The organism is Pontibacter sp. HJ8 (assembly GCF_054824225.1).
Genome location: NZ_JSYF01000432.1, coordinates 1 through 14295 on the forward strand (window position 1 = coordinate 1; position 14295 = coordinate 14295).

Annotated in this window: 12 protein-coding genes; all 12 read right to left on the reverse strand. The window is 51.2% G+C overall.

The window, feature by feature from the left end; translation table 11 throughout:
• Window positions 1-137 precede the first annotated feature (137 nt).
• Window positions 138-1718: a cell division protein FtsZ gene (ftsZ, locus tag OB13_RS17005; protein ID WP_461491377.1), complete on the reverse strand. Its 1581-nt coding sequence runs from the start codon at window positions 1716-1718 to the stop codon at window positions 138-140.
• A 27-nt stretch (window positions 1719-1745) separates the two neighbouring features.
• Window positions 1746-3056 (reverse strand): cell division protein FtsA, encoded by a 1311-nt coding sequence (gene ftsA / locus OB13_RS17010; protein ID WP_461491378.1) that lies wholly within the window; start codon window positions 3054-3056, stop codon window positions 1746-1748.
• A gap of 12 nt (window positions 3057-3068) precedes the next feature.
• Window positions 3069-3830 carry a cell division protein FtsQ/DivIB gene (locus OB13_RS17015; protein ID WP_461491379.1) on the reverse strand — a complete coding sequence of 254 codons (762 nt, stop codon included), beginning with the start codon at window positions 3828-3830 and terminating at the stop codon, window positions 3069-3071.
• 1 nt (window position 3831) lies between these two features.
• Complete coding sequence (gene murC, locus OB13_RS17020; protein ID WP_461491380.1) at window positions 3832-5226, reverse strand: UDP-N-acetylmuramate--L-alanine ligase; 1395 nt, start codon at window positions 5224-5226, stop codon at window positions 3832-3834.
• Window positions 5223-6335 (reverse strand): undecaprenyldiphospho-muramoylpentapeptide beta-N-acetylglucosaminyltransferase, encoded by a 1113-nt coding sequence (murG, locus tag OB13_RS17025; RefSeq protein WP_461491381.1) that lies wholly within the window; start codon window positions 6333-6335, stop codon window positions 5223-5225. The genes murC and murG overlap by 4 nt, the downstream gene beginning before the upstream one ends.
• The gene (locus OB13_RS17030; protein WP_461491382.1) at window positions 6328-7497 is read right to left on the reverse strand and encodes an FtsW/RodA/SpoVE family cell cycle protein; all 1170 of its coding nucleotides are present in this window, start codon (window positions 7495-7497) and stop codon (window positions 6328-6330) included. The genes murG and OB13_RS17030 overlap by 8 nt, the downstream gene beginning before the upstream one ends.
• Before the next feature lie 29 nt (window positions 7498-7526).
• Window positions 7527-8870: a UDP-N-acetylmuramoyl-L-alanine--D-glutamate ligase gene (gene murD / locus OB13_RS17035; RefSeq protein ID WP_461491383.1), complete on the reverse strand. Its 1344-nt coding sequence runs from the start codon at window positions 8868-8870 to the stop codon at window positions 7527-7529.
• 19 nt (window positions 8871-8889) lie between these two features.
• On the reverse strand, window positions 8890-10110 hold the full coding sequence (mraY, locus tag OB13_RS17040) for a phospho-N-acetylmuramoyl-pentapeptide-transferase (RefSeq protein WP_461491384.1): 1221 nt from the start codon (window positions 10108-10110) through the stop codon (window positions 8890-8892).
• Between the two features lie 49 nt (window positions 10111-10159).
• A complete protein-coding gene (locus OB13_RS17045; RefSeq protein ID WP_461491385.1) occupies window positions 10160-11626 on the reverse strand; it encodes a UDP-N-acetylmuramoyl-L-alanyl-D-glutamate--2,6-diaminopimelate ligase in 1467 nt (488 codons plus the stop codon).
• Window positions 11626-13722 carry a penicillin-binding protein gene (locus OB13_RS17050; RefSeq protein ID WP_461491386.1) on the reverse strand — a complete coding sequence of 699 codons (2097 nt, stop codon included), beginning with the start codon at window positions 13720-13722 and terminating at the stop codon, window positions 11626-11628. Before OB13_RS17050 ends, OB13_RS17045 begins: the two co-directional genes overlap by 1 nt.
• Window positions 13712-14137, reverse strand: coding sequence for an FtsL-like putative cell division protein (locus tag OB13_RS17055; protein WP_461491387.1), 426 nt, complete (start codon window positions 14135-14137; stop codon window positions 13712-13714). The genes OB13_RS17050 and OB13_RS17055 overlap by 11 nt, the downstream gene beginning before the upstream one ends.
• Window positions 14138-14202: 65 nt before the next feature.
• Window positions 14203-14295, reverse strand: a 93-nt coding sequence (mraW, locus tag OB13_RS17060; protein ID WP_461491388.1) for a 16S rRNA (cytosine(1402)-N(4))-methyltransferase, incomplete at its 5' end; no start/stop codon positions are given.

A 14295-nucleotide genomic window follows, 5' to 3' on the forward strand; every position in this document is an offset into this window, starting at 1 on the left:
ACCTATACCTATACCTATACCTATACCTAGGTCTTGTCCGCTTTGCGTCCTGCATCCCCTATCATAGGAAACAGGTATAACCAAAAGAGCCCGTAACTTTCGTTACAGGCTCTTTTGGTTTGTATCAGAAACAAAGCTTAGTCGACGTTATCGTGCAGGAAACGGTTGTCGCCTAATATTTCATTGTCATCGTTCAGATTGAAACGAGAGATGTTACGCTCCGACGAGTGTACCACGTTATCCAGGGCCACATTGCGACGCAGGTAAGCCGGTACATCCAGTTTCTCCTTGATGGCCTCTGTCGTGATCTCAGAGCTTAGCATTCGGAGACGATCCCGTCTTTCCTGGGCTCTGCGCTGCATCAGTTCGTGCTCTTCGGCTTTGCGGAGCGCTTCGCGCGTAGCAAAGTCATCTTCAACACGCGAAGCGGTATAGCCCGCGTTGTTATCCTGAGCCGTAAACCCGTCCAGTTCGAAAACTACGCGCTGGGGCTGCTGTGGAATAATTTGCTGCTGTTGTGACTGCTGCGGCGCCTGCGGTTGCTGTGGCTGCTCAGCAATCGGTCTGCGCACATCGTACTGAGGGGCAACAGGCTGCTGAGGAGCAGCGGCAACAGGCGCTGGGGCCGGCTTGGCAACAAAATTCACCACTTCAGTAGCTTCTGCCTTTACAGGCTCAGCTACTTCAATTTTTTTTTGGCTCTCCAGGTCAAATACCGTTTTTCTTGGCTCAATGATCGCCTCGGCATCAGCAGCAAAACCAGTAGCGATAACAGTCACTCGGATGCTTTGACCCAGTGAAGAATCAATACCATGACCGAAGATAACTTCAGCTTCCTGGCCGGCTTTGTCCTGGATATACTCGGTGATCTCAGTCAGTTCATCCATTTCCAGCTCAGCCTGCTCACCCGACATAATCGAAAGCAAAATTTTCTGAGCACCGTGAATGTCGGTGTTATTGAGCAAAGGAGATGAAAGTGCTTCTTCGGCAGCACGCAGGGCGCGGCCTTCACCTTCTGTAGTTGCAGAACCCATCACTGCAGCTCCAGAATCTTTCATTACAGTTTTCACGTCTTCAAAGTCGACGTTCACTTCCGCTGTAACGGTGATAATTTCAGCAATTGATTTGGCGGCTGTTGTCAGCACGTTGTCGGCCTTGGCAAACGCTTCGCGAATGGTCAGGTTACCGAACATTTCGCGCAGCTTATCATTGAGGATAACCAGTATCGTGTCGCAGTTTTCGCTCAGTTCCTTGATACCATTCTCAGCAGCTATCTTTTTCTTCTTTCCTTCGAAAACGAAAGGAGCAGTTACGATACCTACCGTTAGTATACCCAGTTCTTTGGCAACTTTAGCAATGACCGGAGCAGCACCTGTACCCGTACCACCACCCATACCGGCCGTGATAAACACCATTTTGGTATCATGGCTCAGCAGCTCGCGTATCTCTTCCTTGCTCTCCAGGGCAGCATGTTTGCCTTTCTCAGGATTGGCACCCGCGCCAAGTCCTTCCGTCAGGTTCAGGCCTATCTGTAATCTGTTGGGCACACTGCTGCTTTTCAGAGCCTGCATGTCTGTATTACAGATCACAAACTCCACATCTTTGATACCCTGGCTATACATATGGTTTACCGCGTTGCTGCCACCGCCCCCGACGCCAATCACCTTAATGATGGACTTACCGCTAGCCGGCAGGTCAAAACTGTACATTGAAGTCATACTAAAATCTCCTGCTATAATGGGTTTCTAATAATTTTGCTTGTCGTTGTCTATATCATCTGACAAAAAGCCTTTCAGCTTCTGGAAGAGACCGATTCCGCTCCCATCCTTGCTGACCGTTTTTGTGACAGGTTTTTTATACTCTACCTGCTGAGGTACTTCTATCATGTTTGCCGTACGCTGGTCCAGCGACTGGTAACCTGCTAGCACCAGGCCTACCCCTGTGGCATGCATCGGGCTTTTAACAGCGTCCACCTTGGATTTACCCAGGTGTTCATTCGGATAGCCAATGCGGGTATCCATTCCGGTGATGTACTCCACCAGTTGTACCAGGTTCTGCAGTTGTGCGCCCCCTCCGGTGATCACAATGCCGGCTGCCAGGCTGTTGGAGTATCCTGACCTAACAATCTCAGCATAGATGAGTTCCACTATTTCCTCCATCCTTGCTTCTATAATATATGCAAGGTTTTTCAAGGAAATTTCTTTCGGTGTGCGGTCCCGCAGTCCCGGAATCGAAACTATCTCATTATCAGAAGCTTCGTCGGCAATTGCTTTCCCGAACTTCACTTTCAACTGCTCGGCCTGGTTTTGCATGACCATGCAGCCCTGCTTGATATCAGACGTAATGATATTACCGCCGAAAGGTAAAACTGCCGTATGGCGGATAATATTGTCTTTGAAGATCGCCAGGTCCGTTGTGCCACCACCAATGTCTACCAAGGCGACACCTGCTTCTTTCTCCTCCTCGCTCAGCACGGACATGCAGGAAGCCAGGGGCTCCAGGATCAGGTTGTCAATCTCCAGGCCGGCACGGGAAATACATTTGTTGATGTTGTTGATGGCATTCGACTGCGCGGTGATGATGTGGAAGTTGCCTTCCAGACGCACGCCGGACATACCCACCGGGTCTATGATGCCTTCTTCGTAATCCACTTTATACTCCTGCGGCATGACATGGATGATCTCGCTTCCCGGAGGGGTCACCAGGCGATACATGTCGTTGGTGAGACGGTTCACGTCATCCACAGTGATCTCATGATCGGTTACCTGCCGCGTGATGCTGCCGTTGTGTTGCAGGCTTTTGATGTGCTGCCCGGCTATACCTACGTTCACGACCCCAATGTTGATACCCGATTGTTCCTCAGCCTGGCGGATTGCTTTCTTTATCGCCTCTACGGTCTTGTCGATGTTGCTGACAATACCGCGCACCACCCCTTCGGACAGGGCTTTGCCCATCCCCAGGATCTCCAGCTTTCCATACTCATTCTTCCGACCAACAAGTGCGCAAACTTTGGTTGTGCCGATGTCCAAGCCTACTACTATTTTGTCGTTCTGCATACTCTGTATATGTTATTCACAAATTATCTGATCTTCGTACTCCACATTGACTCTCTTATATTTGTCCCATCCCATCACGGGCAGCACCTCTTTATAAAAGGTCATTAACTTTTTAAATTTCTCTTCCGTCTGTTCCGGCTCTCCAAATTCGATGGTATGCTCCCCTACCTGTGGCAGAAAAGAAACTTTGCCCTTGGCATCAATCTGCATCTGTGCTAGCTGTGCTTTCCAAAACTGATCGTTCTCGATGAACTGAAGCAAGGAAAGGTATGCTTGGCCTGTTGAGTCCTGGAAGAAATCCCTGCCAAACGCTTTGCCAGCGGAAGACTTCATAATAGGTATTACACGAGCGGTATATCTGTCAGAGAGAGGCAGAATATTTCCCTCCGAATCAATGTAGACATCTTGATCTGGTCGTATAATTCTAGCTATAGGCCTGTTTTGTTTTATGCTTACATGAATGTTGCCATCCAGTCCTCTGAACACATCGGCTTCTTTGACAAAACTGTGTGCTTCGATGCGTTTTTCGAGGTTCTTCAGGTCAATAATCTGGTTCGGCAACCCCTCTAATTTTCGCTCCCCTTCGCGGGTGAGCAGATCCCTTACTTCATCTTCTCCAATAAAGTAATTATTGTACTCATTATCAATTTTTATTGAAACATTTTCACACTTTTTTTCATTTTGCCGCGAAGAAGCAAATCCGGCCAGCGCCCCGATTGTCACGATGCTACAACCTGCAAAAATTAAAGATTTTATTTTACTATTCAAGCCCATCTCAGTTATTTTCTAAAAATATTTTAATAGGCTTGACCAATGTATCGATATCGCCAGCTCCAACTGTTGCCAGCACCTCAAAATCCGGGTTTTCCCGCAGATTTTGCAGCATTTCTTCCTTTCGCAACAAGTACTTTTCGGGGCCTGAAACACGCTCCAGAATCATCTGCGAAGTCACGCCTGCAATAGGCTTTTCCCGGGCCGGATAAATGTCGAGCAGCACCAGTTCATCGGCCTTGCTCAGGCTCTCGGCAAACTCATCTGCGAAGTCGCGCGTGCGGGTAAACAGGTGCGGCTGAAATATCACTTTTAGCTTCTTGTCCGGGTAGATCGCACGCAGGGAATTCATGAAAGCACTGATCTCTTTGGGATGGTGTGCATAGTCGTCAATGAACACTTTCCCCTCTCCTTCATATACGATCTCAAAGCGGCGCTTTACGCCTCTAAAGCTCTCTATACCAGCTGCCAGCGCCGCAGCCGGAATCTCTAGAATCTGTCCTACTACCAGGGCTGCCAGGGCGTTCTCCACGTTGTGAAAACCAGGCAATCCGAGGCGCAGATGGGCTATGTTACCGAGCGGAGTTTCGGCATTGAAACTAAACCGGTGTCCGTCAATTTCCACGTGCTGCACACGGGCATCCCCCTGCTCCAGGCTATACCGGATCACACGCACTCCTTGCTGTACTTTATCTGTCAGACTAGGATCCGTGCTGTCCTGCAGAATCAGGTACCCGCCGGGCTTGATCTGGCTGATAAACTGCTGAAATCCGCGGATCATTTCTTCCTTATCCCCATAGATATCGAGGTGATCCGGGTCGGCCGAAGTCACGATGGCGATATCTGGAAAAAGTGTAAGGAAAGAACGGTCGTATTCGTCTGCTTCTACTACTACCAGCTCCCGGCCCGCATCCCCCTTACCGATCAGCAGGTTGGAGTTCAGGTTGGTGGCTATACCTCCCAGGAAAGCGGAACAGTCGACTCCGGCGTGGTGCAGCAGGTGCGTCACGATAGAGGAAGTGGTCGTTTTGCCATGCGTACCTGCTACCGCGATGGTATAGGCAGATGCAGTGATGATGCCCAGTACTTCCGAACGCTTCTTGATGGTATACCCTTGTTCTCTGAGGTAGGCCCATTCGGTATGCTCGGCAGGTATAGCCGGTGTCAGCACCACCAATGTCGCGGCTTTGTCTGTCCGGATTTCCTGCGGCAGTTGGTTCACATCATCTTCATAATGCACCTGTATACCTTCCTGCTCCAGTGCTTCGGTGAGCGGCGTACGGGTTTTGTCGTAGCCCCATACCGGAAAACCCTTGGCATGGAACCAACGGGCAATGGCACTCATGCCGATACCGCCGATGCCCAGGAAATAGATGTACCTATAGTCTTCCAGTCTCACTTGATCAGTTTTAACAGTTCGTTTACAATATCAACAGCGGCATTTGGCCGCGCCAGTTTCAGTATGTGCTGCGACAGACGATGCTGCTCTGCCTCGTTGCCGGCCAGTGCCAAGGCAGCAGGCATAAGCTGTTGCTGCGCTTCAGCGTCGCGGACCAATAGGGCGGCCTGCTCCTGCACCAGCGACATGGCGTTTTTAGTTTGATGGTCTTCGGCCACATTCGGCGAAGGCACCAATATACTTGGCTTCCCGGCCAGGCACAGCTCCGAAATCGAAAGCGCCCCGGCTCTGGAAACCACTACATCGGCGGCGGCATAGGCCAAATCCATCTGCCGAATGAAATCGAAGGTGCGTATACCTGCGTTGGAAAATGGCTTTTCGAGCTCCTGTGCCTGTGGATAAAATGCTCTGCCCGTTTGCCAGATCAGCTGGTAGCCTGCCTCCACAAGAGTAGGCAGCCCAGCCGCTATACTTTGGTTTATCGTTCTGGCGCCCAAGCTTCCGCCTATCACCAGTATGGTTTTCTTTTCAGAAGTCAGTCCGAAGTGCAGCAAGGCCTCCCGGCGCTTGCCTTCGAGCTCCATAATATCTTTCCGAACCGGGTTGCCCGTTATCACCAGCTTTTCGGCCGGGAAGAAGGCATCCATGTTCTTGTAAGCCACACATATTTTCTGCACCCGCTTGGCCAGCAACTTATTGGTGATGCCGGCATAGGAATTCTGCTCCTGTATCAGGGCCGGTATCTTACGCGACGTAGCCGCATACAACAGGGGGCCGCTGGCATAGCCTCCTACTCCTACTACCGCATCGGGCATAAAATCCCGGATGATTTTATGCGACATCCGGATACTGGAGATCACCTTCCAGGGGAAAGAGAGATTGTCCAGGGTCAGGCGGCGCTGTAATCCGCTGATCCAGAGGCCTACAATTTTATAGCCTGCTTCCGGCACCCGCGTCATTTCCATACGCCCGATCGCACCTACAAACAGGATCTCCGAATCAGGGCTCACCGCCTTGACCTGGTTGGCAATGGCAATGGCCGGGTAGATGTGCCCGCCGGTGCCGCCCCCGCTGATGATGATGCGATATGGTCTGTTACGCTCAGCCATTCACCGATGCTTTTTTGGGTGGACTGTTTACAGGAACGCCCAAAGCAGCGCGTTCCAGATCACTTTCGGTACGGCTCACACTCAGGATGATCCCAATGGAGATACCGGTAAAAATAAGCGAGGTCCCCCCCATGCTCAGCAGCGGCAGCGGTAAACCGGTAATTGGTCCCAATCCGACGGCCACCCCCATATTGATCATACCCTGAATCACGAGGCTGAAACTAAGGCCTGCAGATAGCAACCCTCCGAATGCGCCATTGCTCTTATTGACGGTGACCAGGCCCCGGTAAAGGAGCGCCAGGTATAGGAACAACACCAACACCCCTCCTATCAGGCCATATTCTTCCAAAATGATCGCATAAATAAAATCCGAGTAAGGGTGCGGCAGGATATCGCGCTGATCGCTGTTACCGGGTCCTTTGCCTACCAAGCCGCCGGTGGCGATGGCAATGTAAGACTGCTCCAGCTGAAAAGCCGTTTCCGTAGGATCCATAAAGTCTTCCACGCGGCTGATGGCCGTGTCCAGGCGTTGACCCAGGGCCAGCGCCGTACCGCCAGCCATAACGCCGATCAACACAAATGCGGCCAACGATTTTATCGGAACACGCCCGATAAACATCAGGAGCAGACAGGTAATAAAAAGCAACACCGCTGTCGAGGTATTGGTCAACGCGATAAGGGCACAGATAACAGTCGTCCAGATAAAAATGGGCACCAGATTCTTTTTCCAGTCATCGAGCACATGCTGCTTTTTGGAAAGCATGCTGGCCAGGTAGGAGATCAGCGCCAACTTGGCCAGGTCAGAAGGCTGAAACGTCTGGTTGATCACCGGGATGGTGATCCAACGGGATGCTTCGTTGATGTTGGAACCATATAGATAGGTAAACAACAACAGCGGAACCGACAAAATAAGCGCCACCAGCGATAGCCTGGAGTAATAACGGTAATTGATCTTATGGGCAAACCACATGAAAGCCATCCCGATCACGATCAGGGAGGAGTGCTTGAAGAGGAAGTACTCGGTATTGCCGTCCTGTTGTTTATACGCCAGGGTACCCGTAGCTGAATACACGACAGCCACGCTGATAAGCGAGAAGGACAAGACGATGCCCCAAAGCACCGCATCCCCTTTTAGGTTCTGCTGCATCCATTGTTTGATCATGTTACCTTTGGCTAAAAGTGTACACTATTCTATTTTTTCAATACTATTTTTTCTACTGCCTCCCGGAAGCGCTGCCCCCGGTGTTCGTAGTTGTTAAACAAATCAAAACTGGCACAGGCCGGCGACAACAGCACCACATCTCCCGGAACGGCCAGGGAACGGCTTAGCCGCACAGCGTATTCGATGGAAGTGGTTTCGGCAATGATCGGCACGATGCGGCCAAACGACTGCTTCAGCTTCTCATTGTCTTTGCCCAGGCAAACCAGCACTTTCACTTTCTCCCGTGCCAGCTCTTCCAGCGCGCTGTAATCATTGCCTTTGTCGACTCCGCCTGCGATCCAGATGATGGGCTGCTTTATACCTTCCAGTGCGTACCATACGGCTTCGACATTGGTGGCTTTGGAGTCGTTGATGTAGGTGACTTCTTTGGCCACTCCTACGGGCTGCAAGCGGTGATCGGCATTCTCAAATGTCTCCAGTGCCTGTTCAATCTGGCTGTCTTCGACTCCCACCAGCTTGGCGATGGCCACTGCAGCCATCGTGTTGTACTGGTTGTGTTTTCCGATCAGGGCAGATTTCGCAGTGTCCACCTCTCCTTCAAAGAAGCGAACTTCCACTTTTACATGTGATCCTTCGAAAAAGACCTTTGCACCCTCTTTCCCTTGTAGCGAGAATGGGACTGTGGTTCCGCCAAAAGACGCAGAATCAAACGCATTACGGATAGTATCATCATCAGCATTGTAGATAAAATAGTCCGCGCCACTCATGTTCTGCGCGACCCGCAGTTTAGATGCAGCGTATTTGTTTATATCGTATCCATACCTGTCCAGGTGATCGGGCGTAATGTTGAGCAGTACACCGATGTGTGCCTTGAACTGGTACATGTTGTCGAGCTGAAAACTACTCAGCTCCACAACATAATAGGCATGCTTGTTATCTATAACCTTCTCTGCGAGGCTCTCTCCTATGTTTCCTGCCAGCCCTACGTCTATACCGGCGCTTTTCAGCAGGTGGTAAGTCAGCAGGGTGGTGGTCGTTTTACCATTTGTGCCGGTGATGCAGATAAATTTGGCATCCGTATACCTGCCGGCAAACTCGATCTCGGATATTACCGGGATCTGACGCTGCAGGGCCTCCTGAATAATGGGTGCCTTGTCCGGTATACCCGGGCTCTTTACTATTTCGTTTGCTTCCAGAATGCGATCGAAGGTATGGGTGCCTTCCTCGAAAGGTATGGCTGCTGTTGCCAGCTTGGCTTTGTAGACCTCCTTGATCTGCCCCATATCTGACACGAACACCTCCAGCCCCTTTGCCTTCGCCAGCAAGGCAGCTCCTACTCCGCTTTCTCCCGCACCTAGTATCGCTAGTTTCATAGTTCTTTTTCTTAGTGCCCTATCTCAGTTTCAAGGTTGCCAGTGTCAGGATCGCCAGCATGATGCCCACGATCCAGAAGCGTGACACGATCTTGGACTCATGGTAGCCGTTCTTCTGGTAGTGGTGGTGGAGCGGCGACATTTTGAAGATGCGACGCCCTTCGCCATACTTCTTCCGGGTATACTTAAAGTAACTTACCTGCAGCATCACGGACAGATTTTCGATCAGGAAAATGCCGCACAGGATCGGGATCAACAGTTCCTTGCGCACGATCAGCGCCAGCACGGCGATAATACCGCCAATGGCCAGACTGCCCGTATCGCCCATGAACACCTGCGCCGGGTACGAGTTATACCACAGGAAACCCACGCAGGCTCCCACAAAAGCCAGACAGAAGATGGTCAGTTCACCCGAATTCGGGATGAACATGATGTCGAGGTAATCCGCAAAAATGGTGTTACCGGAAATCCAGGCAAAAATGGCCAGCGTCAATCCGATGATAGCGGAGGTTCCGGCTGCCAGCCCATCGATCCCATCCGTAATGTTAGCCCCGTTCGATACCGCCGTGATCACCAGGATCACAAACGGGATATACAGGTAGCAGGTCCAGTCCGAGAAAAGGGGTCCGGCAAAAGAGAATAAATTGCAGTAATCGAGTTCGTTATTTTTACGGAAAGGAATCGTCGTAATCATGGATTTTACATCCACCCACTTGCTGGAAGCATTGACTGCCGAGGTGGAGCCGTCAGAGAAAATGTACTGTCTTACGACAACATCATCACTAAAGTATAGGGTCAACCCCACAATAATTCCTAATCCTATCTGACCCAGAACCTTAAATTTTCCAGCCAGTCCTTCTTTGTTCTTCCTGAAGACCTTGATATAATCATCCAGGAAGCCGATGAGCCCCAGCCATACCGTCGAAACCAGCATCAGCTGGATGTAGATGTTGTCGAGCCGGGCAAAAAGCAGCGTCGGCACCAGGATAGCCAGCAGGATAATCAGGCCACCCATGGTCGGAGTGCCTTTCTTTTCCATCTGTCCTTCGAGGCCGAGGTCGCGTATACTTTCGCCTACCTGCTTGCGCTGCAATACTTTGATCAGTCTGCCACCAAAGATCATCGCGATCAGCAGTGACACCATGGTTGCCATACCTGCCCTGAAAGAGATGTATTGAAATACACCGGCTCCCAGAAGGTCGTACTCGCGATCAAGGTATGTAAAAAGGTGGTAGAGCATTTAAACTGTATTCTGTGACTTAAGTGATTCTTACAAGTTTGTTTAATAGTTATTTGCCGAGCTGCTGCAACGTTTCCTGCAGCACCTGTTTATCATCAAAAGGGTAGCGTACCCCTTTTATTTCCTGGTATGTCTCATGCCCTTTTCCGGCCACCAGTATGATATCTTCTTTACCAGCCAGCATACAGGCCGTTCGAATGGCCTCCCTGCGGTCCAGCACCGATAATGTTTTCTTGAAATCCAGCGGTTTCACACCTTTCTGCATGTCTTCGAGTATTGCCTGCGGCTCTTCGAAGCGCGGATTATCTGAGGTCAGGATCACCTTATCACTCAGGCGGCACGCAATGTCTGCCATCACCGGGCGCTTGCCGGCGTCCCTGTTTCCGCCACACCCCACCACCGTGATCACGGTTTGCAAAGGCGTCCGGATCTGCTGAATCGTGTTGAGCACGTTCTCCAGTGCGTCCGGCGTGTGGGCATAATCCACTATACCTGTAATTTGTTCCGTTTCGGAAACGAGGTAATCGAAGCGACCCGCCGCCGTATCCAGGCTCGAGAGTATGGTCAATGCCTCTACGGGATCCTCCTCCAGTAACACCGCCACGCCATAGGCTCCCAGCAGGTTGTAGGCATTGAAAGCGCCGATCAGTTTGCACCAGATCTCATGCCCCTCTATTTCCAGGTGGAGCCCCTGCAGGGTGTTGTCAATCAGGCGCGCCCTGAAGTCAGTCACTTTGCGCAATGAAAAATACTTGACCGTGGCCTTCGTATTCTGCACCATCACCGGACCACGTTTGTCATCGGCATTTATGAGGGCAAAAGCGCCTGCCGGCAAGCCATCAAAAAAGAGCTTTTTCGCTTTGATGTACTCGTCAAAGGTCTGGTGGTAGTCCAGATGGTCGTGGGTAATATTGGTAAACAACCCTCCGGCAAACTGAATACCGGCCACCCGTTGCTGCACCATGGCGTGTGAGCTTACTTCCATGAAGCAGTAAGCACAGCCTGCCTTTACCATCCTGTCCAGCAGCGCGTTCAGCGATACGGCATCGGGCGTGGTATGCGTGGCCGGAATCACTTCTTCATCGATCTGGTTCTGCACTGTGGAGATCATCCCCACGTGGTAACCCAGCTCCCGGAACAGCTTATGCAAAAGTGTAACAGACGTGGTTTTTCCGTTGGTACCGGTTACCCCGATCAGCTTCAGCTTTTTAGACGGCTGGCCATAAAAGGCCGAGGCCATCTGCCCCAGTGCCTGGCCACTGTTTTCTACTTTCACATAGGTAACAGCAGGTACTAACTCCTCTGGCAACTCTTCGCATACGACCGCGACAGCGTTCGCCGCTGCAGCTTTCGCCACAAAGGCATGGCCATCCACCTGCACCCCCCGCATGGCAACAAACACAACCCCTTCCTGTACCTGACGCGAATCGAACGTGATCGCCTCTACCTGTACATCGAGCGGGCCGTGGCTTTCCAGCACGGTTACGTCTTTCAGTATATCCTGCAGCAACTGCATTAACTTAGTATTATCGTTATTTTACTTCCTTTTTCTATTTCGGCGCCGGGTTGTACAGACTGCTTGACAACACGCTTGCCGGCACCTTCCACACTAACTTTCAGGTGCTGATTCCCCAATATGTATAAAGCATCCCGCAAGGTCATTCCCGTTACATCCGGCACCTGGCCTCCCATTATCGGATTCGGTTCGAACTTGAAGGAGCGCCGCTGTGGTGTTACCCGCACCCATTCCTCGTCGGTGGTAGCCGTTTGATGGCTGATACCGATCTGGTTACAGATCAGGCTCAGGTCATCAAAGCTGCCGGCTTTCAGCAGGGGAAGGCTATCTTTATTGGGCACCACACGGGCATGCAAGGGCTGGTGCATGGCCAGGTCGCGCGCATACGCCTTATCGGCCAGTTCCTTGAACACCGGTGCTGCTACGTCACCACCATACACATTCACGCCCCGCGGACTGTCTATGATCACGATGCAGCTATACTTTGGATTATCTGCCGGGAAGTAGCCCGCAAAGGAAGTAGAGTATAGCCTCACATACTTCCCGTCTTTCACCTTCCGCGCTGTACCTGTTTTGCCGGCTATCTTATAATCAGCACTTTTTACGTTCCTGGCCGTGCCGTTCTGCACCACGCCTTCCAGCATGGTCCGCACTTTCTTGAGGGTGGCATCCGAGGCAATTTTCTCGTTCAGCACACGCGTCTGGAACGTCTGGATTACCTGGTCTGCCCGGCGAATCTCTTTCACGATGATCGGCTGCACTTTCACGCCGTTGTTTGCCACTGCATTGTATAGGGCCAGCGTCTGCAACGGCGACAGTTTCATTTCATACCCGATGGACATAGAGGTCAGCGTCGTGCCGTACCAGTTCTTATCCTGCGGATTCTTGATATAAGGCCTTGCTTCGCCATCCATCTGGAAACCGAGCGTACTGCCCAGGCCAAACTTGTTCAGGTAGCCCACAAATGCCTGCGGATCGTCCCCGAAGTTTTCCTGGATCAGCTTGGCTATCCCTATGTTAGAAGATTTCTCAAATACCTCCAGCGTCGTGAGCTTGCCATACCCACCGATTTTCACGTCCGTCATCGTGGTATTCCGGATGCGGTAGGAGCCATTGCCTGTATCCACGGTGTCTTCCAGCTGCTGATCCGTATGCTCAAACAAGGCCATCATCGATGCCAGCTTAAACGTAGAACCCGGCTCTGTACGCCCCTGGTTACCCACCGCATAATTATAATCCTCGATGTAACCACCCTTGGTTTTACCCAGGTTCACCATGGCCTTGATCTCACCCGTTTTCACTTCCATCAGGATCACACAACCGTAGTCCGCGTTTTTCTCTACCAACGCTTTATACAGGGCATTCTCCGCCACATCCTGCAGGTTGATATCCAGGGTGGTTTTGATGTCGTAGCCGTTCTGCGGTGCCACTTCCGTGCCGTCGTAGATCGGCTTATTGCCCCCTGCTATACGCTCAAACAAGGCCTCCCCGTCTGTTCCGGCCAGGTCACCGTTGAAGCTGAATTCCAGCCCGGCGCCGTTCTTATCTTCGTTAATGAAGCCGATCGTGCGTTCTGCCAGCAGTCCAAACGGCTTAAACCGCTTCTCCACTTTCTCGAAGATCACGCCACCTTTGTTCTTACCCGCCCGGAAGATCGGCCACCTGGACATCATCTTTTTATCCTGGTAGTTGATCTGGCGGCTGTTCAGCCGGATATACCTTCTGCCGGCATGACGGGCATTCTTGATCTTGCGACGGTAGTACTCCGGCGACTGGTCGCGGTAAAAGCGCGACAGCAGCATGGACAGTGAGTCGATGCCGGTATTGAAGGCACCTGCCTCTGCAATGGTTGGATCAAACGCTACCCGGTAAAAAGGCAGCGAAGTAGCCAGTATACTCTCGTTGTCCGAATAAATATTGCCGCGCGTTGCCAGCACGGGCTGGTAGCGGATGCGGCGCTCTTTTGAGATCTGTTTCCACTTGGAACCGTCCAGAAACTGTATCTGCACGATCTTATAAACTATAGCGCACGCAAAAAGGCAGATGAACAGAAAGGCCACCCGCACACGGACTACTATGGATTTCTTAATATTCATCTACAGGTACTATGACTTGATAAGGTGGAGATGAACTTTCTATCAGGCCCAGCGGTGCCACATTGCGCGCCACTTCTGACTGTTTGCTGGCCTCCATATAATCTGACTTCAGCGTCGTATAATCGGCCCGCAGGTCTTCTGTCTCTACTTTGATCTTGGCAATCCTGCGGATGGTTTTTTCGGCGTAGTGTGTGTTGCCGATATAGAAAAGGGTAATACCTGTCAGGAAAAGAACGTGCGGCAGGTACTTGGTGGGCACCCCTTCCTGAAACAAAAAATCAACATTGGTATACTTATCCAGCAACTTAAACAGACTAAAGCCGTTTTTTTTTGCTTTCTCTACTTTGGCCTTTGGCTTCTCCTCCGGCCTCACACGCACCGAATTGCCTTTTGGTGCGGCAGCTTTCTTTGTCATAAGGTTAGGAGCCATAGTGAATTATTTATTTGAGCTAGTGCTTAGCTGTTACTTCTTCTCATTCGTTATTTTTTCTCGGCAATTCTGAGTTTAGCACTGCGGGAACGGCTGTTTTCAAGCAGCTCCTGCTCTGATGGAACAATGGGTTTGCGGTTAAC

Excerpts from the sequence above, each read along its gene's own strand:
- OB13_RS17050 (WP_461491386.1), bottom strand. The coding sequence starts at position 13,722 with ATGAATATTAAGAAATCCATAGTAGTCCGTGTGCGGGTGGCCTTTCTG.
- mraY (WP_461491384.1), bottom strand. The coding sequence starts at position 10,110 with ATGCTCTACCACCTTTTTACATACCTTGATCGCGAGTACGACCTTCTG.
- murG (WP_461491381.1), bottom strand. The coding sequence starts at position 6,335 with ATGGCTGAGCGTAACAGACCATATCGCATCATCATCAGCGGGGGCGGC.
- ftsZ (WP_461491377.1), bottom strand. The coding sequence starts at position 1,718 with ATGACTTCAATGTACAGTTTTGACCTGCCGGCTAGCGGTAAGTCCATC.
- OB13_RS17055 (WP_461491387.1), bottom strand. The coding sequence starts at position 14,137 with ATGACAAAGAAAGCTGCCGCACCAAAAGGCAATTCGGTGCGTGTGAGG.
- murD (WP_461491383.1), bottom strand. The coding sequence starts at position 8,870 with ATGAAACTAGCGATACTAGGTGCGGGAGAAAGCGGAGTAGGAGCTGCC.
- ftsA (WP_461491378.1), bottom strand. The coding sequence starts at position 3,056 with ATGCAGAACGACAAAATAGTAGTAGGCTTGGACATCGGCACAACCAAA.
- OB13_RS17030 (WP_461491382.1), bottom strand. The coding sequence starts at position 7,497 with ATGATCAAACAATGGATGCAGCAGAACCTAAAAGGGGATGCGGTGCTT.
- OB13_RS17045 (WP_461491385.1), bottom strand. The coding sequence starts at position 11,626 with ATGCAGTTGCTGCAGGATATACTGAAAGACGTAACCGTGCTGGAAAGC.
- OB13_RS17015 (WP_461491379.1), bottom strand. The coding sequence starts at position 3,830 with ATGGGCTTGAATAGTAAAATAAAATCTTTAATTTTTGCAGGTTGTAGC.